The sequence below is a fragment of the Streptomyces sp. NPDC002574 genome, assembly GCF_042889545.1.
Lineage (GTDB): Bacteria > Actinomycetota > Actinomycetes > Streptomycetales > Streptomycetaceae > Actinacidiphila.
On the sequence record NZ_JBIARB010000003.1, the window covers coordinates 143668 to 161520 of the forward strand.

The following is a 17853-nucleotide window of genomic DNA, read 5'->3' on the forward strand; positions in this document are numbered from 1 at the left end:
CCCGTTCATGAACAACGACCAGCTCGACGCCGAGTCCGCGGAGCTGCTGCCCGGCCGGGAGGCCCTGGGCAAGCTGAAGTTCAGCTTCGTCAAGACCACGCACGTGACCAAGCACGTCGCGCACGTCGAGGCCCACAACGACTCGCTCGCCGTCAACGTCGACTCGCCGTTCGCGGTCGCCCAGTCCGAGGCCACCCAGGCGATCAGCATCCGCCAGTAACGACACCCCGGATCCGTGCGGACCGCGCCCGGCGCGGTGCGGTCCGCCTCGGGAGGAAGAGCAGACGGTGCCCCACAGTCACAGGGCGGGCAGTCCCGGCCCCACGGGAACGGCGGTGTACGAGGCGGAGGCGAGCGCACCCGCGTACGACACCGGCTTTCCGGTTCCGCGTCTCGGCGCGGGACTCCAACTCCTGGGCGAGTACCAGGGATCGGGCTTCACCGAGCCCCGCTACCTGGTCCGCCGGGGAGACGGGCAGGTCGTGCAGCTGAGCAGGCTGCTCTACCTGGTCGCCGGCGCCATCGACGGCCGCCGGGACACCGAGGCCGTCTCGCACCGGGTGAGCGGCCGGTTCGGCCGCGAGGTCAGCGCGGACAACATCCACTACCTGATCGAGCACAAGCTCCAGCCGCTCGGCGTCACCGTGCCGTTCGGGCAGGAGGACGACAAGGTGAGCGGCCCGACCGCGGACCTGCTGCTGGTCCTCAAGGGCCACCGGGTGGTCCTGCGCGAGCGGCAGGTCGCCCGGATCGCGAGCGCCCTGGCCTGGCTGCACCGCCCACCGGTGGTCGCGCTGGTGCTCGGCGCGGCAGCCGTCATGGAGCTCTGGCTGTTCCTGGTGCACGGCGCGATGACACCGGTGCTCGAAGTACTGGAACAGCCGGTGCTGATGCTGGTGGTGTTCGCGCTGACGGTGGGCTCGCTGGTCTTCCACGAGTTCGGGCACGCGTCGGCATGCCGCTACAGCGGAGCCCGGCCCGGTGCCATCGGCTGCGGGCTCTTCCTGATCTGGCCGTCCATGTACACCGACGTCACCGACGTCTACCGGATCGGCCGGGCCGGACGCATGCGCACCGACCTGGGCGGCGTCTACTTCAACGTCGTCTTCATACTCGCGCTGGCCGGCGGGTACTTCGCCACCGGGCAGTCCTTCTTCCTCGGCGCGATCTACCTCGCGCACTTCGAGATCGTCGAGCAGTTGATGCCCGCCGTGCGGCTCGACGGCTACTACATCCTCGGTGACCTGGCCGGGGTCCCCGACCTCTTCGGCAAGATCAAGCCCATCCTGCTCAGCATGCGGCCGGGCCGCCCGGTGCACCCCGACGTCGCCGACCTCAAGCGCTCCGCCCGGGTCATCGTCACCGCGTGGGTCGTCACCATGGTGCCGCTGCTGCTGGCCGAACTCTGCTACGTGCTGTGGAACCTGCCACGCCTGCTGGCCACCAGCCTGCGGTCGCTGGCCGAGCAACTGGCCGGGACCTGGTTCGCCTTCGCCGACGGCGAGATCGCCGCGGGCCTGGTCGGCATCCTCGGCAGCCTCATGCTGATCTGCCCGCTGGCCGGCGCGGCCTACCTGTCGGTCCGCCTGGGCGGGCGGCTGGTACGTGCCGTGGTCCGCGCCACCGAGGGCAATCTGCGGCTCCGGCTGGCCCTGGCCGGGGTGGTCCTGGCGGGAGGCGCCGCGCTCTGCGGCGCGTGGCTGGGCGGTGTGACCCCCAAGCCGCTGCCGCCGCAGCCGCCGATCGCGCCGATCCTGCAGCCCGGGGTGCCGGAGATCCGGCCGCTGCGCACGGTCGCCCCCTCGCCGCTGCCCAGCACGACCCCGCCCTCGCTGCCCCCGGCGGCGAGCACCGTACCCCTGACGGCCGAGCCGTCCGCGTCACCGTCGCCGAGCGCCTCCTCCTCCGCTCCGGCGACGCCCAGCGCCTCCCCCTCGGCCGTCAGGACCTCCGCCCAGCCGCGGCCCACCCGCAGCGGCCCGACCCCCAGCGGCAGCTCGACCTCCGGCACGGCCGGGCCCAGTCCGTCCGAGGGCTCGCCCAGCGCCTCGCCCACGGAGTCGGAGACGCCGTCGGTGCCCCCGTCCACCCCGCCGTTCACCTTCAGCAGCCCCGCGCCCTTCCCCTCGTGACCCGCGGCCGGTCCCACCCCCGTCGCACCCTCCCCCCCTTCCGCACACCCGTACAGGAGAAGCACGTGACGCACCGAAAGCCCCGCACCGGCACGTTCGGCCGCAAGGCCGTCGGGCCGGTCATGCTGGCCACCGCAGGACTGGCCGCCCTCGCCACCGCGGCCCCGGCCGGCGCGATCGTGGCACCGCGGTCGGCCATCCCCCGCGATGTCGCCGCCGCCGTGGACGAGGCCCACACGCTGGCCAACCGCGCCCACCGGGTCCAGTACGACGACTCGTTCTCCCTCCACGAGTACGGCCCGCTCGTCGCCGCCGTCGCGCACAACCGGGCGGTCGCCGCCTCCGTCGGCTGCTCGCTCGACCGGCCGTGCCGTTCGGTCGCCCTGTCCTTCCAGATCGTCACCACGTCCGGGGTCGACATCCGGCGGATCACGGCCACGAACATCAGCCGCGCCGTCAACGAGCACTGCGCCGGCTGCCAGACCTTCGCCGGCGCCTACCAGTTCATCGTCGCGACCCCGCGCCCGCTCGTCCTGGGCCGGGCCGACCGCGCCCGGCTCGCCGATGTCCGCCGCCGGCTGGCCGCGCTGGAGCGCTGCGACGACTCCGCCGGTGTGGTGGAAAGCCGGGCCGACGCCCTGGCCGCCGAGGTCAAGGCGATCCTCGGACGCGCGGCGGACGCCGTGCCGGCCGGACGCGGCGTGAGCCCGCTGAGCGAATTCCAGCCCACCGTCAGCATGCGACGCCACGTCAGCTGAAACGTTTCCCGAACTCCCGACCTTCCGAACTCCCGGACCGGGGCCCGCCCGCACACACCCCCTTACCCCCAGGGCGGGCCCCGGTCCGGGGCACATCCCGAACCGGCTCCCCCCGGAGGAAAAAGAAGTGCCCAGTCGCCGTTACCCGCCCGAGCTGCGCCGCAAGGCCCTCGATCTGCTGACCGCCGGTGAGCCCGTGCGGAAGGTCGCCGACGTACTCGACCTCAGCGACCAGACGGTCTACCAGTGGCGGCGCACCCACCTGCCGCACCTGGGCAGGAAGCGCCGGCAGCCGACGACCGGCGCCGAGCTCAGCGCGGCGCGCAGGCGTATCAACGAGCTGGAGACCGAACTGGCCGTGCACCGGCGCGCGACGGAGATGCTGCGCGATGTGGTGTCCCCAAAAGGCGTTTCGAGGCCGTGCACATGATGGCGGGGGAGGGGCTGCCGGTGCGCACCGCCACCCGCGTGCTCGGCACTTCCGAGTCGGGGTACTTCACCTGGCGCAACCGCACTCCCTCGGCGCGCTCCCTGCGCCACGCATGGCTCACCGACCTCATCACCTCGATCCACACCGCCTCCCGCGGCACCTTCGGGTACCGCCGGGTCCACGAGGAACTGCTGCTGCGGCACGGGGTCTCGGTCAGCCACGGCACGGTGGAACTGCTGATGCGCCGGGCCGGTCTGCAGGGAAGGTCCGGCGTGCCCGGACGGCTGTGGGTGACCGACGCCGTCTCGCTGCCGACCCGGCAGGGCGATGTGCTGTGCGTGGTCGTCCTGGAGGCCCACAGCCGGCGGCTGATGGGCTGGAGCACGGGGCCGGCGCCCGCCGCCGGTGTCGCCGCGGACGCCCTGAGCAGGGCCGTACTGCGGGACGCGACACCCGCGGACGCGGGTCCGGAGAGCGAGCGTGCCCCCCTCGTCACGCTCGTCTTCACCGACCGGGCGCACGCGGGCGGACTGGCCCCGCCCACCGGCCTGGTGGCCGACCGCGCCGACCACGCGGTGGTCGCGGCCTTCTGGTCCCGGGTCTACACCGAACTCATCGGTCACCGGGAATGGCACAGCAGGCCGGAACTCACCGGCGCCCTGTCCGACTACTTCGAGGGGATCCGCGCATGACCGTGGAACGACCGACGCCGCCGCTGCCGATCTCCTCGTCGCTGCGGCAGCACATCCGGCCGGGGCAGACCCTGCCCGCCACCCAGGCCCACCAGGTCATGCTGCACTGCGCGCTGGACGCCGCCGGTGTCCGTATGCGCGGCGACGACGCCTGGGCCGTCGCCCGCATCGCCGAGCTGGACTTCCCGACGGTCAACGCGGTGATCTGCTGGCTGCGTTCCAGACCGGCGGCGTCCTAGATGCGCGCGGTCCTCCGTGCGCGACGGCGTTCGCGCCCGTTCCGGCCGGGCCGCGGCGTCCTGCCGCGCGCCGCCCGCCTGGTCCGCCGCCTCGCCGGGGTGCGCCGCCGGGCGCCCGCCCCGGAGCCGCTGCTGCCCATGACCGTCCTGTGCGTCATGGACGAGCTGGAATTCCTGCGCCGAGTGCGCGGCACCCCTTCCCCGGTGCCGCCGCCGGCCGTCCACGACCGCGGGTGAACCCGCCCCGGGAGATGCCGCCTGACGGCGTGTGGTCCCGGGTACGGCAGCGCCCGGCCGCTTCCGCGGCCGGGCGCACACCTGCCGATGCCAGGTCAGGCCTTCTTCGTCTCCTGGAAGATGGCGTCGATCTGGTCGATCAGGTCCAGCAGCTTCTGGCCCGTCGCCGGGTCGGTGGACGCCTTGGCGGCGCTCCCGGCCTTCAGCGCGTCGTTGAAGAGCTGGTGCAGCTGGGGGTACTTCTCGAAGTGCGGGGCCTTGAAGTAGTCGCTCCACAGCACCGAGAGGTGGTGCTTGACGAGCTCCGCACGCTGCTCCTTGATGACGATGGCGCGCGCGCGGAAGTGCGGGTCCTCGTTGGCCTGGTACTTCTCCTGGACCGCCTTGACGGACTGCGCCTCGATGCGGGCCTGGGCCGGGTCGTAAACGCCGCAGGGCAGGTCGCAGTGGGCGCTGACCTTCACCTTGGGCGCGAACAGGCGAGCGAGCATGACTGTCCTTCCTCGTGATCGTCTTTCCACGAGCGAGATTACTCCCTGTGCGAGTGGTTTTCTCGGGGCCCCTTGGTGCTTAGGACAAAAGTCTGGTGACACCCTGGGCTGGTGGAGGACGGGACGAGGAGGCGGAGCATGCGGGAGCCGGGGGCTGGGCAGAGGAGGAGAGTGCCGTTCCAGCTGGTCGAAGTCACAGGTCCGTCGATGGCGCCGACACTGGTCCACGGAGACTGGCTGCTCGTGCGTCATGTGGCGGGAGCCGCCGACGTCCGCGAGGGTGAGGTCGTGGTGCTGCGCCATCCGCTGCAGCAGGACCTGCTGATCGTCAAACGCGCCGTCGAGCGGCGCGAGGGCGGTTGGTGGGTGCTGGGCGACAACACCTTCGTGGAGAACGACAGCCGGGAGTTCGGCACCGTCCCGGACGAGCTGGTGCTCGCCCGCGGGCTCGGCCGGTTCCGGCCGCCGATCGAGGTTCAGCGGTCGGTGGCGGGGGTGGCGGGCTGGGTGGCGTCGTCGGTGCGGCCGCTGAGGGCGGACCGGTCGTTCTCCAGGCGCTTGCGGGCGCGGTAGGCCGCGACGTTGGCCCGGGTGGCGCAGCGGTCGGAGCAGTAGCGGCGCGAGTGGTTGGTCGAGGTGTCGATGTAGGCGTTGCGGCAGGCGGTGGCCTGGCAGATGCCGAGCCGGTCCACGCCGAGGTCGGTGAGCTGGAACGCCAGGCCCATGCAGGCGGTCGCGGCGTAGGACGCCGTCGCGGTGGCCGCGTGCTCGGCCAGGTGCATGTGCCAGTCGGGCCGGCCGCTCTCGTCCAGGTGCTCGTGCCCGGAGATCTGCGGGCTGACCGGGAACTCCAGCAGCAGCGAGTTCAGCAGGTCCACGGCCCGGACCTCGTCGCCCTCCGAGGCGGCTTCGAAGACCCCTCGCAGCCGGGTGCGCACGCCGCGCAGCCGCTGCACATCGGCCTCGGTGACCCGGGCCCCCGCCTGGCTGGACGGGCCGAACAGGGCCCGTACGGCGTCCACCGACGTCAGGGTGTCGATGCCGCGCTCGGGCTCCTCGCTGTTCACCAGGCGCGAGGCGAGGTCTGAGTAATGGGCCAGTTCCACTTGTAGTCCTTACGCCCGCGCTCTAGGGTCGGTAATGGCTGATCTGGCTGTCAGGGTATTACATCTGGAGGGGATCCGTATGTCCGAAACCACCGCGGCGGCTGACTGGCAGGCCTGGCAGGACAGCTGGGACCGGCAGCAGGAGTGGTACCTCCCGGACCGCGAGGAGCGTTTCCGGGTCATGCTCGACATGGTCGAGGCCCTGGCCGGCCCGGAGCCGCGGGTGCTGGACCTGGCGTGCGGCACCGGCAGTATCTCCGACCGCCTGCTGCGCCGCTTCCCCGGGGCGACCTCCACCGGCGTCGACCTCGACCCGGCGCTGCTCACCATCGCCCGCGGGTACTTCGCCGGTGAACGGCGCGTCGAGTTCGTCACCGCCGACCTGCGCGATCCGCAGTGGCCGGCCCGGCTGCCGCACGGCGGCTACGACGCCGTCCTCACCGCCACCGCCCTGCACTGGCTCGAGCCGGAGCCGCTGCGCGCCCTGTACGGCACCCTCGCCGGGCTGCTGCGCGACGGCGGTGTCCTGATGAACGCCGACCACATGCCCGACGCCTCCACCCCGCGGATCAACGCCGCCGTCCGCGCCTTCGACCACGCCCGCCGCGACCGCGAGAAGGCCGCGGGCGTCCTGGACTGGGAGCAGTGGTGGGCCACCGCCAAGGCCGACCCGCTGCTCGCCGGCCCCACCGAGGAGCGCTGGGCGATCTACGGCTCCCACGCGGACGGCGACGAGCTGCCGCCCTCCTGGCACGTCGCGGCCCTGCGGGAGGCGGGCTTCGCCGAGGCGCGGGAGATCTGGCGCTCGGCGACGGACGCGATCGTCCTCGGGCTGCGCTGACCCGACTTCGATCCTGATCTCGACCCCCGACCCCCGACCCCCGACCGGGGCTCCGGGGAGGTGAACGACGAGGGACGGCGCCGCCGGGCGCCGTCCCTCGTCGCTGCTGTTCCCGTGCCCGGGTGCTCCGGTCAGAGCACCTTGGACAGGAACGCCTTGGTGCGGTCGTGCCGCGGGTTGGTCAGCACGTCGCGGGGGTGGCCGGACTCGACCACCACACCGTCGTCCATGAAGACCAGCGCGTCGCCGACCTCGCGGGCGAAGCCCATCTCGTGCGTCACGACGATCATCGTCATGCCGTCCTCGGCGAGCCCGCGCATGACGTCCAGGACATCGCCGACCAGCTCGGGGTCGAGCGCGGAGGTGGGCTCGTCGAAGAGCATCAGCTTCGGCTCCATCGCCAGCGCGCGGGCGATGGCCACGCGCTGCTGCTGGCCGCCGGAGAGCTGCGAGGGATAGCTCGCCGCCTTGTCGCCGAGACCGACCCGGTCGAGCAGCCGCTCGGCCCGCTCACGGGCGACGGCCTTGGACTCCTTCTTCACGCGCACCGGGGCCTCGATGATGTTCTCCATCGCGGTCATGTGCGGGAAGAGGTTGAAGCGCTGGAAGACCATCCCGATGTCGCGGCGCTTGGCGGCGACCTCGCGGTCCTTGAGCTCGTAGAGCTTGTCGCCCTTCTGCCGGTAGCCGACGAGTTCGCCGTCGACCGACAGCCGCCCCGCGCTGATCTGCTCCAGGTGGTTGATGCAGCGCAGGAAGGTGGACTTGCCCGAGCCGGACGGGCCGATCAGGCAGAAGACCTCACGGGGCGCGACCTCCAGGTCGATGCCCTTGAGGATGTGGGCCGGGCCGAAGTACTTGTGCACCGCCTCGGCCTTGACCATGGGACGGCCGCCGGTGCCCTCGCTGAAGTCGGTCATCAGGCACCTCCCGCTACCGGGCTGCGGCGGACCGGGCCCAGGTTCTGCTTGATCCGCTGCCACGGGGTGGGCGGCAGGTTGCGCGTCGTGCCCCGCGCGTAGCGGCGCTCCAGGTAGTACTGGCCGACGGAGAACACCGAGGTGAGCACCAGGTACCAGACTGCGGCGAGGAAGAGCATCTCGACCGTGGCGCCGGTGGTGTTGCCGATGTCGGTGGTGGACCGCAGCAGTTCCGCGTACTGCGCGGCCTGTGCCGCCAGCGACGAGGTCTTCAGCATGTTGATGAACTCGTTGCCCGACGGCGGCACGATCACCCGCATCGCCTGCGGCAGCACCACGCGGCGCAGGTTCTGGCCCTGGGTCATGCCGAGCGCGTGGGACGCCTCGGTCTGGCCCTCGTCGACGGACTGGATGCCCGCCCGCACGATCTCCGACATGTACGCGGCCTCGTTCAGCCCCAGGCCCAGCAGAGCGGCCATGAACGGGGTCATGAACTGGTTCATCTCGTCCTTGTAGAAGCCGAGATTGATGACCGGGAAGATCAGCGCCAGGTTGAACCAGATCAGCAGCTGGACGTAGACCGGGGTGCCGCGGAAGAACCAGATGTAGCCCCAGGCCACCGAGGAGGTGACCGGGTTCTTCGACAGGCGCATCACCGCGAGGACGATGCCCAGCAGCAGGCCGACGAGCATGGCCACGACCGTGATGATCACGGTGTTGCGCAGGCCCTTGAGGACGGCCGAGTCGAACAGGAAGTCCGGGATGGCCGCGTAGTTGATGTTCGCGTTGGCGAACGCGTTGACGAGCAGGCCCAGCACCGCGAGCACCACCAGCGCGGCGACCCAGCGGCCGTAGTGCCGCACGGGGATCGCCTTGATGGCCTCGGGATGGGAGGACGTGGTGACGGGGGGCCCGGCCGGTGTGCCGGCCGGGACCGCCTTGCCCTCGTCATTCGGTTCTGTCATGTCTGACATGGGGAGTGCCTCTTGCCGTCGTGGCTCAGGAGCCGCCGTTGACCTTGGCCTCGGTGACGGCGCCGTCGCCGACGCCCCACTTGTCCATCACCTTGGTGTAGGAGCCGTCCTTGATGATGGCGTCCAGCGCGGCCTGGAGGGCGTCGCGCAGCTGGGTGTTGGACTTCGAGACGGCGATGCCGTACGGGCCGGCCTCGACCTGCTCGCCCGCGAGCTCGAAGTTCGCGCCGCCGCCGGAGGTCTTCACCGCGTAGGCCGCCACGGGGAAGTCGGAGACGTCGGCGACCACGCCGCCGGCCTTGAGGCGGGTCTGCGCGTCCGCGTCGGTGTCGAAGGGCTGGATCGCCATCGGCTTGTCGCACTTCTGCGCCTTGAGCAGGTCCTGCGAGGTGGTGCCGCGCTGCACGGCGACGTTCTTGCCGCACAGGTCGGCGAGCGACTTGATGCCCTGCGGGTTGCCCTTCTTCACGATGATCGAGGAGCCGGCCGTGAAGTAGTCGACGAAGTCGACGCCCTCGCCGACCTTCTTGCCGGTGGCGGAGTCCACGCCGTCCTGGCGGTTCTTGGTGTCGCTCATCGCGGACATCACCACGTCGTAGCGCTTGCCGCGCAGACCGGTGAGCAGCGTGTCGAAGGTGCCGTTGTTGAACTCGAACTTCACGCCGAGCTGCTTGCCGAGGGCGTCGGCCAGGTCGGGGTCCATGCCGACGGTCTTGCCGCCGTCGACGAACTCCACGGGCGCGTACGCGATGTCGGAGCCGACCTTGATCACACCGGCGGACTTCACCGACTCCGGGAGCTTGTCGAACAGCGGTGCCTTGGAGGCGCCGGCGGAGGGGGACGCGGAGGCGCCCTTGTCCGTCTGGTCGCCGCAGCCGGTGAGCACGAGGGCACCGGCGACCGCGATCGCTCCGACCGTGGCGAGGCGAATCGTGACGGTCGAGCGACGGGGGGTGGGTGCGGTCATTGCTGGTTCCTCCTGCGGGAGTCCTGAAGTAGCCGATCTTCCGGGTACGTGTATTCGGTTATCGCTACCGCGTGTGATCCCCGCATCTTGCCATCCGGGCAGGTCTTCATAGGTGTCCGGTTGTGTCAAAATCGCATAACGGGCGATCCCCTGAACCTCATCGGGCCGGTACACCAAGGCCGGACCGCGATGGGGCCGTGCCGCGTCGTTGCGTGCATCACTTTTTCCGTCCCGCTATTCGGACGACTTGTCGCGTTCGGCGGGGAACTCTCCGATGTGCGACACCGCGCAACGCCGGAGTCGGCTCGTCGGCGGAAACCGTCTTCCGGTACAACAGATCCTTACCCCTCACCTGGGGCCCTCGGTGCGCGTGCGGCGCGCCCGGCGTCCGGGCTGCCCGGGACCACTGCGCGCCCGGGCGCGGAAGCCAGCCCACCTATCCCCTGTTGCAGGGGGTAGTACCCTCAAAGACAATTCCGACAAAGGGGTCGATAGTGGCAGCGGAGATTCTGAATCCTCGCACCGACGGCAGTGAATCCGGTGACAGCGCGGGCAGTGAAGGTCCCGAGAGCCCGGTGGACCCGGCCTTCGCGCTGCACCGCGGCGGCAAGATGGAGGTGGCCGCGACCGTCCCGTTGCGCAACGCCGACGATCTGTCGCTCGCGTACACCCCGGGCGTCGCGCGCGTGTGCACGGCCATCGCCGAGAAGCCCGAGCTGGTGTACGACTACACGTGGAAGTCCCAGGTGGTCGCCGTCGTCACCGACGGCACGGCGGTGCTGGGCCTGGGTGACATCGGCCCCGAGGCCTCGCTCCCGGTCATGGAGGGAAAGGCGATCCTCTTCAAGCAGTTCGGCGGGGTCGACGCGGTGCCGATCGCGCTGGCCACGACCGACGTGGACGAGATCGTCGAGACCGTCGTGCGCCTCGCGCCGTCCTTCGGAGGGGTGAACCTGGAGGACATCTCCGCGCCCCGCTGCTTCGAGATCGAGCGCAAGCTCCAGGAGCGCCTGGACATCCCGGTGTTCCACGACGACCAGCACGGCACGGCCGTCGTCACCCTCGCCGCGCTGCGCAACGCCGTCCGGCTGACCGGCCGTACGCTCGGTGAACTGCGCGCGGTGATCTCCGGCGCCGGCGCCGCGGGTGTCGCGATCGCCAAGATCCTGGTCGAGGCGGGCATCGGCGACGTCGCGGTCACCGACCGCAAGGGCGTGGTGCACGCCGGGCGCGACGACCTCAACTCCGCCAAGCGGGAGCTGGCCTCGTACACCAACAGGACCGGGCTGACCGGCTCGCTGGAGGAGGCCCTCCAGGGCGCGGACGTCTTCATCGGCGTCTCCGGCGGCACCGTCCGCGAGGAGGCCGTCGCGGGCATGGCCAAGGGGTGCTTCATCTTCGCCATGGCGAACCCCACGCCGGAGATCCACCCCGACGTGGCGCACCGGTACGCGGCCGTCGTGGCCACCGGCCGCAGCGACTACCCCAACCAGATCAACAACGTGCTCGCCTTCCCCGGCATCTTCTCCGGCGCGTTCCAGGTGCGGGCCTCCCGGATCACCGAGGGCATGAAGATCGCCGCCGCCGAGGCGCTCGCCGCCGTCGTCGACGGCGACCTGTCGGCCGACCGGGTGATCCCCTCGCCCTTCGACGAGCGGGTCGCGCCCGCGGTCGCCGCGGCCGTGGCCGCCGCCGCCCGCGCCGAGGGCGTCGCCCGGCGCTGAGCCGGTCGTCACGACGGTCGTCGCCCAGCGGCGCGTGTCACAGCCCGGTACGGTTCCGCCGGGGTGCCGCGCGCCGCTAGCGTCATGGCCATGTTCGCTGCCTACGCCTCCCGCATCGACCGCGACCAGCCCCTGAACGGCCTCGAACTCGGGGAACGCCCCGAGCCGCAGGCCCGCCCCGGCTGGAGCACCGTCACCGTCAAGGCCGCCTCCCTCAACCACCACGACCTGTGGTCGCTGCGCGGGGTGGGCCTCGGCGAGGAGAGCCTGCCGATGATCCTCGGCTGCGACGCCGCCGGGATCGACGAGCACGGCAACGAGGTCGTCGTCTACCCGGTCGTCGGCCTCAGCGGCCACGGCGTCGGCCCGGACGAGCCGCGCTCCATCCTCACCGAGAAGTACCAGGGCACCTTCGCCGAGAAGGTCTCCGTGCCCACCTGGAACCTGGTGCCCAAGCCGAAGGAACTGTCCTTCGAGGAGGCCGCCTGCCTGCCCACCGCGTGGCTGACGGCCTACCGGATGCTCTTCACCAACGCCGGTGTCCGCCCCGGCGACTCCGTGCTCGTCCAGGGCGCCGGCGGCGGTGTCGCGACCGCCGCGATCGTGCTCGCCAAGGCCGCCGGCCTGCGGGTCTACGCCACCAGCCGCGACGAGGCCAAGCGCAAGCGCGCGGAGGACCTGGGCGCGGACGCCGCCTTCGAGCCGGGCGCGCGGCTGCCCCGGCGGGTGGACGCCGTCATCGAGACGGTGGGCGCCGCCACCTGGTCCCACTCGGTCAAGTCGCTGCGACCGGGCGGCACCCTCGTCATCTCCGGCGCGACCTCGGGTCCCAACCCGCAGGCCGCCGAGCTCAACCGGATCTTCTTCCTGGAGCTCAAGGTCGTCGGTTCCACCATGGGCACCAAGGACGAGCTGGAGGACCTGCTCAGCTTCTGCGCGGTCACCGGTGTGCGTCCGGTCGTCGACACGGTGCTTCCGCTGGACCGGGCCCGCGAGGGCTTCGAGAAGATGGCCGGCGGCGACCTGTTCGGCAAGGTCGTCCTGACGGTCTGACGGTCTGACGGCCCGGGGGGCGTCCGCACGGACGCCCCCCCGCGGCGTCCGTGCGGGCCGGCCGATCAGTCCTTCTGGTCCTTGTGCTTGCCGCGCAGCACGACGCCGATGTGCGCGGCGGCCGTGGACAGGTGGCGGCGCACCTCGCGCAGCTGCTCGGCGTCGACGCCGTTGTCGCGGGAGGCGTCGCGGACGTCGTCGCGGAAGCGGTCGAGGAGACGTTCCAGATCGCGGGCGGGGTCGTCGGTCACGGCGGCGTCCTCCGCCCCCCACTCGGGGGTCTCGGCGGGCTGCTCGGGCTTGGTGTACGGGGGCGGCCAGCTGGTCGTACGGCCGAACGCGCCGAGTTCACGGGTGAGTTCGGCCAGGCCCTCACGGACGCCGGCCTGCCAGTCGCCGCGCCTGACATGGTCCTGGACCTCCTCCTGCACACGGCGCGCGATGCGCTGCACCTCGTCGCGGGCGGCGTCCTGGGCCTCCTTGGCGGCGCGCTTGGCGCTGCGGGCCTCCTCGCGGGCCTGCCGGATCTCCTCCTTCGACCGGCGCATCTGCTCCTTCCAGTCGGACTGGGAGTTCTTCGGCTGCGTGCGCGTCGCCTGCTGGGTGGCGGCCCGGATCTCGCGGCGCAGGTCGCCCGCGGCGCCGCGGACGTCCTCGCGGATCTCGGCGGCCAGGGAGGAGACCGAGTCGCGGATCTCGTTCTCCAGGTCGGCCAGCTCGTCGTCGCGGGAGGCGAGTTCGGCGCGGCCGGCGTCGGTGATGGAGTACACCTTGCGGCCGCCCTCCGTGGAGTGGGTGACCAGGCCCTCCTGTTCCAGCTTCGCCAGCCGCGGGTAGACGGTGCCGGCGGAGGGGGCGTACAGGCCCTGGAAGCGCTCCTCCAGGAGGCGGATGACCTCGTAGCCGTGGCGGGGGGCCTCGTCCAGCAGTTTCAGCAGGTAGAGGCGGAGCCGGCCGTGGGCGAAGACGGCGGCCATGTCAGACGCCCTTCCGGAACGGGTCCGCGGCGTCCCCGCCGTACGGGCCGTCCGAGGAGGGTGGCCGGCGCAGCAGGGCGATCGCGCCCGAGACGGTGGTCGCCTTCAGCCGGGTGCCGCCCGTCCCCATCCGGCCGGAGATCCGCTTGGCGCCCCACTGCCCGCTGACCCGCAGCTCGTCGAAGGCGCAGGAGACGTCGCCGCTGGTGGTGTTGGCGTCCACCTCGGCGTCGGCCGGGTCGGGGATGCGGATGGCGATCTCGCCGGAGACGGAGGTGAGGCGGACCTCGGAGCCGCTGCGCGGGTCCAGGTCGAGCACCATGTTGCCGCTCACGGAGTCGGCCTTGACGTGGCTGCCGCTGCCCTCGACCACGGTGAGGTCACCGGAGACGGTGTTCACCCGCAGGTCGCCCGAGACCGCCTGGGCCTCGACGTTCCCGGCCACCGTCTCGGCCGTCACCGGTCCGGCCTGCCCGACGAGCGTGATGTCGCCGTTGACCCCGCGGACCGCCGTGCGGTCGGCGATCCCCGAGACGACCGCGCTGGCCCCGACGACCCCGACCGAGACCTGGGTGCGCTGCGGCACCGCGAGCGAGACCACGGCGTGTCGCCGCCAGCCCTTGCGGTCGAGCCACTTGAGCAGGCCCTTCCACGGCAGGTCCTCGTAGGAGACGGTGAGGGTGCCGCCCTCGTGGGTCACGATCAGCGGCGGCCCCTCCAGTTCGCTGATCTCCAGCCGCGCCGGGCCCTCGTCGACGCCGACGACGTTGACCGCGCCGTTGACGATGCGCACGTGCAAGGTGTCGACGGCTCCGTCGAAGACCAGCTTGTGCGGCTCGGTGACCTTCCACTCCCGTGTGCCGGGTGTTCCGCTCATTCCGCCCCTCCTCGGGGTCGCCGGGCGCGGGGGCCGCGCCGACACCGACAACGCAACATATCGCGTCTCTTGCTAGACACGATATATCGCGTACCGGGGAAGTCAAGCGCCCCCGCGCATCCCGCGGCACCGAGTCCCCGCCGGGCCGGGGCATGTGGGGACCGGTTGCCCAGGGCTACCAGTGGACCGTGTCACGCCCGGGGGACGGGCGCGGAAGCAGGCGCGCGGCGGCACGTCGGGCCTCCCGGCCCCGGGTCGCTCAGGTCACTCTTCTTCTTCGTCGTCCAGCCGGGCGAGCCAGGTGGCCAGCCGTTCCACGGGGATCTCGAACTCGGGGTTGAGGTCGACGAACTCACGCAGTCGCTCGGCGAGCCACGCGAGGCTCACCTCCTCCTCGCCCCGGCGGTTCTCCAGTTCCTCGATGCCGCGGTCGGTGAAGTACAAGGGGTGCTCCGGATCAGGGTCGAAGGGCGACGTCACGGATCAGGATAAGTACTCCCCGCGACGCAAACCGGAGGCTCCCCCTCTTCCCCCCGCCCGCCCGCGCACCCGTGCGCGGGCGGCGTATGCCGTGGCTTGCCACAGGTATGGGCCCGGGCATGGGAAGCTGTGCCGAGACATCCTGAGGGAGGGGAGCTTGGTGGGTTCGCAGGGCGGCGTGTCGCCCTCGGTGGCCGGGGTGGCGCTGCCCGACTTCACCGGGGTCGATCCCCTGACGATGCTGCGGGAGGGCAGCGGGCATCCGCAGTTGCTGCGCGTCCTCGCCGATCTGCGGGACCGGATGGAGCCGGGGGGAGAGCTCACCGTCTCCTACTACGACGACAGCCCCGGGGGCCTCTCGCGGCGGGTGGAGTGAGGGCGACGCGTCACGATCCCGCCCCCTGGCCCCACGCGGAGCTAGATGTCGCCGCTGTGCGGCGCGAGGGCATGCCGGCCGTGCCGTTCAGGCAGTTCGTGCTGAAGACCAACGGCCGCTGCAACCTGGCCTGCACCTACTGCTACATCTACCAGGGCGCCGATCAGGGCTGGCGGACTCGGCCGGCCCGCGCGTCCTCCGAGGTCCTGCGGCGCACCGCGGAGCGGATCGCGGAGCATGTCGCCACGCACGGGCTCACGGCCATCCGGGTCGAACTCCACGGCGGCGAGCCCTTGCTGGGCGGGCCGGGCCGGGTGATCGGCCAGGCGGCGGCCGTCCGTGAGGCCGTCGCGTCCGCCGTGGGCTCCGGATGTGTGGTGCAGGTCGGGGTGCAGACCAACGGGACCCTGCTCACCGAGGACGTCGTCGGTCGACTCGCCGCGGCCGGCATCTCTGTCGGGGTCAGCCTCGACGGCGGCTCGGCCCTGCACAACCGGCGCCGGGTCGACCACGCCGGACGCTCCTCCTGGGGTGCGGCGACACGGGGTCTTCGGATGCTGGCACGGCGGCCCGAGGCGTATGCCGGGATCCTGTGCACGGTCGACCCGGCGCTCGACCCTGCGGAGGTCTACGCCGGCCTGCTGGCGTTCCACCCGCCCGCCATGGATTTCCTGCTGCCGCATGCCACTTGGGACACGCCGCCCCCCGGGGTGCCCGACCCCGCGGAGCCGTCCCGCGCCACTCCGTACGGCGACTGGCTCGCCCGCGTCTTCGACCAGTGGTGGTACGGGGGCGAACGGGTCAAGGTCCGGCTCTTCTCCGAGATCATCGGCCTGCTGCTGGGCATGCCGGGGCGCAGCGAGGCCATGGGGCTGTCGCCGCTCGCCGCGGTCGTCGTCGAGACGGACGGAAGCCTGGAGCAGGTGGATTCCCTGCGGACCGCCTACGAGGGGGCCTCCGCCACCGGGATGGACGTCTTCAGCGCCCCCTTCGACCAGCTGCTGGATCACCCGGGGATCGTGGCCCGCCAGCTGGGGCTCGACGCCCTGCCTCCGCGCTGCCGCGCCTGCCCAGTGGTGCTGGTGTGCGGCGGCGGCAACTACGCCCATCGCTTCCGGTCCGGCAGCGGCTTCCGGAATCCGTCGGTCCACTGCGCCGACCTGGAGCGCCTGATCCGGCACATCGCCGGCCGGTTGTCCACGGTGGTGATCCCCGCCCCGGCCGGCGCCAATTCGGCCTGATTGCAGGGAACGTGAACGCACGTCAGAATTTTGACGAGTGACGCCGAGGGCGCCGTGCGCTGGGAGACGAGGGGGCAGCCCAGGGTGGTAAAGGTGTTCATCAGCCACAGCTCCACCCATGACGACCACGCCGCGCAGGTCAGGGATCTGGTGGCCGAGGGACTCAGAAAGCGGGGCTACGAGGTTCTCGTCGACGTCAGCGCCATTCTGCCCGGTCAGAAGTGGCGGCCCCGCATCTACGAGTTGCTCCGCGACTGCCACGCCGCCGTTGTCCTGGTCAATCGCAAGGCGCTCGAATCCCGTTGGGTGCAGCGCGAGGTCGATATCCTGCTCTGGCGGCAGGCCTCCGGGAACGGGTTCCACATCCTGCCCGCGCTGGTCGGCGACGTCGCGCCGGGGGAGATCTCCGAGGAGAGGTTCGGCGAACTCAACGAGATGCAGGCCCTGGGATCCGTCGCATCCGCGGAGCAGGCGGCCCAGAGCATCGTCCACCTCTTCCCGGTGATCGGCGAGACCCCGGCCGGGGGCGCGATGCACCAGTGGCTGCGGAACATATCCAGCCAGTTGTCGCAGGTCCGCGAGGGCCCGGGACTGGACATGGTGGCCGAAGCCCTCGAACTACCGCAGGAGGACCGGGACCTGCTGACCGTGGGCGGCACGGCGGCCACCGACTTCCTCGCCGTGCAGATGCTGCACACCCATCCCGCCGTCCGCATCCGCAACCTCGTCCACGCCGTCCGGTACCAGATGGACCCCGGCTCGCTGGCCAATCTCGTCACCCTGGTGCTCCCGGTGTGGGTCGACGCCGCCTCGGCACGGAGGGTCCTGCCGGGACGCGAGTGCACGCGGCACACCGTCCTCCTCAACGTCCGCAAGGCCGGCACGGGTACCCACTACTTGGACCGCGCCTTCTGCATGGACGTCAGGCGCTATCACTACCTGATCGTCGGCATCGGGGGCCGTTTCGACGACGACGACCCGGAGCGTCTGCTGCGCGAGGCCTGCGGCAGGAACGTGAAGCGGTGGCTCGGCATGGAGCCGGCCGATCCGTGGGAGACAGCCGTGGAGGAGAAGGACCGCTGTCTGTACGTGATCCTGGACAGCAAGGGGTGCGACAGCCTGGAGCAGGCCGAGCGCGTCGTCGCGTGGCTGCACGAGCGTCTGCCCTGGCTGCACATCCTGTTGATCCCGCCCGGTCCGGTGGGGGCGGGAGAACGGCGGTCCGGGGGTCTGGCCGATGCAGTCCTGGTGAATCCGCCCTTCGGCGCGGACGACGAGCAGGTGGCGCTCCGGGTCGCGGAGGAGCTCACCTCACATGTGCGGATGATGAGGTGACCG

Annotated in this window: 22 protein-coding genes; 14 read left to right on the forward strand and 8 right to left on the reverse strand. The window is 71.5% G+C overall.

Going from position 1 to position 17853, the window contains the following annotated elements; genetic code table 11:
- Positions 1-7: 7 nt before the first annotated feature.
- The 7 genes from ACFYXS_RS07600 to ACFYXS_RS07630 all read left to right on the forward strand — a co-directional run bounded on the left by ACFYXS_RS07600 (position 8) and on the right by ACFYXS_RS07630 (position 4488).
- Complete coding sequence (locus ACFYXS_RS07600; RefSeq protein WP_319665719.1) at positions 8-220, forward strand: hypothetical protein; 213 nt, start codon at positions 8-10, stop codon at positions 218-220.
- Positions 221-287: 67 nt separating this feature from the next.
- Positions 288-2132 carry a hypothetical protein gene (locus ACFYXS_RS07605; protein ID WP_389244966.1) on the forward strand — a complete coding sequence of 615 codons (1845 nt, stop codon included), beginning with the start codon at positions 288-290 and terminating at the stop codon, positions 2130-2132.
- A gap of 65 nt (positions 2133-2197) precedes the next feature.
- Positions 2198-2890, forward strand: coding sequence for a hypothetical protein (locus tag ACFYXS_RS07610; protein ID WP_389244968.1), 693 nt, complete (start codon positions 2198-2200; stop codon positions 2888-2890).
- A 127-nt stretch (positions 2891-3017) separates the two neighbouring features.
- Positions 3018-3320, forward strand: a complete 303-nt coding sequence (locus tag ACFYXS_RS07615; protein WP_389244970.1) for a transposase — start codon at positions 3018-3020, stop codon at positions 3318-3320.
- A gap of 20 nt (positions 3321-3340) precedes the next feature.
- Positions 3341-4012: an IS3 family transposase gene (locus tag ACFYXS_RS07620; RefSeq protein ID WP_389244973.1), complete on the forward strand. Its 672-nt coding sequence runs from the start codon at positions 3341-3343 to the stop codon at positions 4010-4012.
- The gene (locus ACFYXS_RS07625; RefSeq protein WP_319665723.1) at positions 4009-4251 is read left to right on the forward strand and encodes a hypothetical protein; all 243 of its coding nucleotides are present in this window, start codon (positions 4009-4011) and stop codon (positions 4249-4251) included. The genes ACFYXS_RS07620 and ACFYXS_RS07625 overlap by 4 nt, the downstream gene beginning before the upstream one ends.
- Positions 4252-4488 (forward strand): hypothetical protein, encoded by a 237-nt coding sequence (locus ACFYXS_RS07630; RefSeq protein WP_389244975.1) that lies wholly within the window; start codon positions 4252-4254, stop codon positions 4486-4488.
- Between the two features lie 95 nt (positions 4489-4583).
- Here the strand turns inward: ACFYXS_RS07630 and sodN are convergent, their stop codons facing one another.
- Positions 4584-4979 carry a superoxide dismutase, Ni gene (gene sodN / locus ACFYXS_RS07635; RefSeq protein WP_018563636.1) on the reverse strand — a complete coding sequence of 132 codons (396 nt, stop codon included), beginning with the start codon at positions 4977-4979 and terminating at the stop codon, positions 4584-4586.
- A gap of 138 nt (positions 4980-5117) precedes the next feature.
- On the opposite strand from sodN, the gene sodX reads away from it, so the two are divergent.
- Positions 5118-5552 carry a nickel-type superoxide dismutase maturation protease gene (gene sodX / locus ACFYXS_RS07640; RefSeq protein WP_389244977.1) on the forward strand — a complete coding sequence of 145 codons (435 nt, stop codon included), beginning with the start codon at positions 5118-5120 and terminating at the stop codon, positions 5550-5552.
- Here the strand turns inward: sodX and ACFYXS_RS07645 are convergent.
- On the reverse strand, positions 5456-6085 hold the full coding sequence (locus ACFYXS_RS07645; protein WP_389244979.1) for a CGNR zinc finger domain-containing protein: 630 nt from the start codon (positions 6083-6085) through the stop codon (positions 5456-5458). The two genes, sodX and ACFYXS_RS07645, sit on opposite strands and share 97 nt — an antisense overlap.
- A gap of 79 nt (positions 6086-6164) precedes the next feature.
- On the opposite strand from ACFYXS_RS07645, the gene ACFYXS_RS07650 reads away from it, so the two are divergent.
- Positions 6165-6926 carry a class I SAM-dependent methyltransferase gene (locus tag ACFYXS_RS07650; RefSeq protein ID WP_389244981.1) on the forward strand — a complete coding sequence of 254 codons (762 nt, stop codon included), beginning with the start codon at positions 6165-6167 and terminating at the stop codon, positions 6924-6926.
- 131 nt (positions 6927-7057) lie between these two features.
- Here the strand turns inward: ACFYXS_RS07650 and ACFYXS_RS07655 are convergent, their stop codons facing one another.
- From ACFYXS_RS07655 to ACFYXS_RS07665, 3 genes are read right to left on the reverse strand one after another with little or no spacing between them, the layout of a single operon-like run.
- On the reverse strand, positions 7058-7846 hold the full coding sequence (locus ACFYXS_RS07655) for an amino acid ABC transporter ATP-binding protein (protein WP_389244984.1): 789 nt from the start codon (positions 7844-7846) through the stop codon (positions 7058-7060).
- Positions 7846-8811 carry an amino acid ABC transporter permease gene (locus ACFYXS_RS07660; protein WP_389244986.1) on the reverse strand — a complete coding sequence of 322 codons (966 nt, stop codon included), beginning with the start codon at positions 8809-8811 and terminating at the stop codon, positions 7846-7848. The genes ACFYXS_RS07655 and ACFYXS_RS07660 overlap by 1 nt, the downstream gene beginning before the upstream one ends.
- Positions 8812-8845: 34 nt before the next feature.
- Positions 8846-9787, reverse strand: coding sequence for an ABC transporter substrate-binding protein (locus ACFYXS_RS07665; RefSeq protein ID WP_389244989.1), 942 nt, complete (start codon positions 9785-9787; stop codon positions 8846-8848).
- 494 nt (positions 9788-10281) lie between these two features.
- Here ACFYXS_RS07665 and ACFYXS_RS07670 point away from each other — a divergent pair, with 494 nt between their 5' ends.
- Positions 10282-11511 (forward strand): NADP-dependent malic enzyme, encoded by a 1230-nt coding sequence (locus ACFYXS_RS07670; protein ID WP_389244992.1) that lies wholly within the window; start codon positions 10282-10284, stop codon positions 11509-11511.
- A gap of 90 nt (positions 11512-11601) precedes the next feature.
- The gene (locus ACFYXS_RS07675; RefSeq protein ID WP_389244995.1) at positions 11602-12564 is read left to right on the forward strand and encodes a zinc-binding dehydrogenase; all 963 of its coding nucleotides are present in this window, start codon (positions 11602-11604) and stop codon (positions 12562-12564) included.
- A gap of 65 nt (positions 12565-12629) precedes the next feature.
- Here the strand turns inward: ACFYXS_RS07675 and ACFYXS_RS07680 are convergent, their stop codons facing one another.
- The 3 genes from ACFYXS_RS07680 to ACFYXS_RS07690 form a co-directional block, all read right to left on the reverse strand.
- On the reverse strand, positions 12630-13541 hold the full coding sequence (locus ACFYXS_RS07680) for a helix-turn-helix transcriptional regulator (RefSeq protein WP_389244996.1): 912 nt from the start codon (positions 13539-13541) through the stop codon (positions 12630-12632).
- Position 13542: 1 nt separating this feature from the next.
- Complete coding sequence (locus tag ACFYXS_RS07685) at positions 13543-14418, reverse strand: DUF4097 domain-containing protein (protein ID WP_389244998.1); 876 nt, start codon at positions 14416-14418, stop codon at positions 13543-13545.
- A gap of 264 nt (positions 14419-14682) precedes the next feature.
- Positions 14683-14862: a DUF6104 family protein gene (locus ACFYXS_RS07690; RefSeq protein WP_389245805.1), complete on the reverse strand. Its 180-nt coding sequence runs from the start codon at positions 14860-14862 to the stop codon at positions 14683-14685.
- A 193-nt stretch (positions 14863-15055) separates the two neighbouring features.
- On the opposite strand from ACFYXS_RS07690, the gene ACFYXS_RS07695 reads away from it, so the two are divergent.
- The 3 genes from ACFYXS_RS07695 to ACFYXS_RS07705 all read left to right on the forward strand — a co-directional run bounded on the left by ACFYXS_RS07695 (position 15056) and on the right by ACFYXS_RS07705 (position 17850).
- A complete protein-coding gene (locus ACFYXS_RS07695; RefSeq protein ID WP_389245000.1) occupies positions 15056-15274 on the forward strand; it encodes a hypothetical protein in 219 nt (72 codons plus the stop codon).
- A 71-nt stretch (positions 15275-15345) separates the two neighbouring features.
- Positions 15346-16515: an FxsB family cyclophane-forming radical SAM/SPASM peptide maturase gene (locus ACFYXS_RS07700; protein ID WP_389245002.1), complete on the forward strand. Its 1170-nt coding sequence runs from the start codon at positions 15346-15348 to the stop codon at positions 16513-16515.
- A 93-nt stretch (positions 16516-16608) separates the two neighbouring features.
- The gene (locus ACFYXS_RS07705) at positions 16609-17850 is read left to right on the forward strand and encodes a toll/interleukin-1 receptor domain-containing protein (protein ID WP_389245004.1); all 1242 of its coding nucleotides are present in this window, start codon (positions 16609-16611) and stop codon (positions 17848-17850) included.
- Positions 17851-17853 lie beyond the last annotated feature (3 nt).

Excerpts from the sequence above, each read along its gene's own strand:
- ACFYXS_RS07600 (WP_319665719.1), top strand. The coding sequence starts at position 8 with ATGAACAACGACCAGCTCGACGCCGAGTCCGCGGAGCTGCTGCCCGGC.
- ACFYXS_RS07625 (WP_319665723.1), top strand. The coding sequence starts at position 4,009 with ATGACCGTGGAACGACCGACGCCGCCGCTGCCGATCTCCTCGTCGCTG.
- ACFYXS_RS07630 (WP_389244975.1), top strand. The coding sequence starts at position 4,252 with ATGCGCGCGGTCCTCCGTGCGCGACGGCGTTCGCGCCCGTTCCGGCCG.
- sodN (WP_018563636.1), bottom strand. The coding sequence starts at position 4,979 with ATGCTCGCTCGCCTGTTCGCGCCCAAGGTGAAGGTCAGCGCCCACTGC.
- sodX (WP_389244977.1), top strand. The coding sequence starts at position 5,118 with ATGCGGGAGCCGGGGGCTGGGCAGAGGAGGAGAGTGCCGTTCCAGCTG.
- ACFYXS_RS07650 (WP_389244981.1), top strand. The coding sequence starts at position 6,165 with ATGTCCGAAACCACCGCGGCGGCTGACTGGCAGGCCTGGCAGGACAGC.
- ACFYXS_RS07655 (WP_389244984.1), bottom strand. The coding sequence starts at position 7,846 with ATGACCGACTTCAGCGAGGGCACCGGCGGCCGTCCCATGGTCAAGGCC.
- ACFYXS_RS07660 (WP_389244986.1), bottom strand. The coding sequence starts at position 8,811 with ATGACAGAACCGAATGACGAGGGCAAGGCGGTCCCGGCCGGCACACCG.
- ACFYXS_RS07665 (WP_389244989.1), bottom strand. The coding sequence starts at position 9,787 with ATGACCGCACCCACCCCCCGTCGCTCGACCGTCACGATTCGCCTCGCC.
- ACFYXS_RS07675 (WP_389244995.1), top strand. The coding sequence starts at position 11,602 with ATGTTCGCTGCCTACGCCTCCCGCATCGACCGCGACCAGCCCCTGAAC.
- ACFYXS_RS07680 (WP_389244996.1), bottom strand. The coding sequence starts at position 13,541 with ATGGCCGCCGTCTTCGCCCACGGCCGGCTCCGCCTCTACCTGCTGAAA.
- ACFYXS_RS07685 (WP_389244998.1), bottom strand. The coding sequence starts at position 14,418 with ATGAGCGGAACACCCGGCACACGGGAGTGGAAGGTCACCGAGCCGCAC.
- ACFYXS_RS07700 (WP_389245002.1), top strand. The coding sequence starts at position 15,346 with ATGCCGGCCGTGCCGTTCAGGCAGTTCGTGCTGAAGACCAACGGCCGC.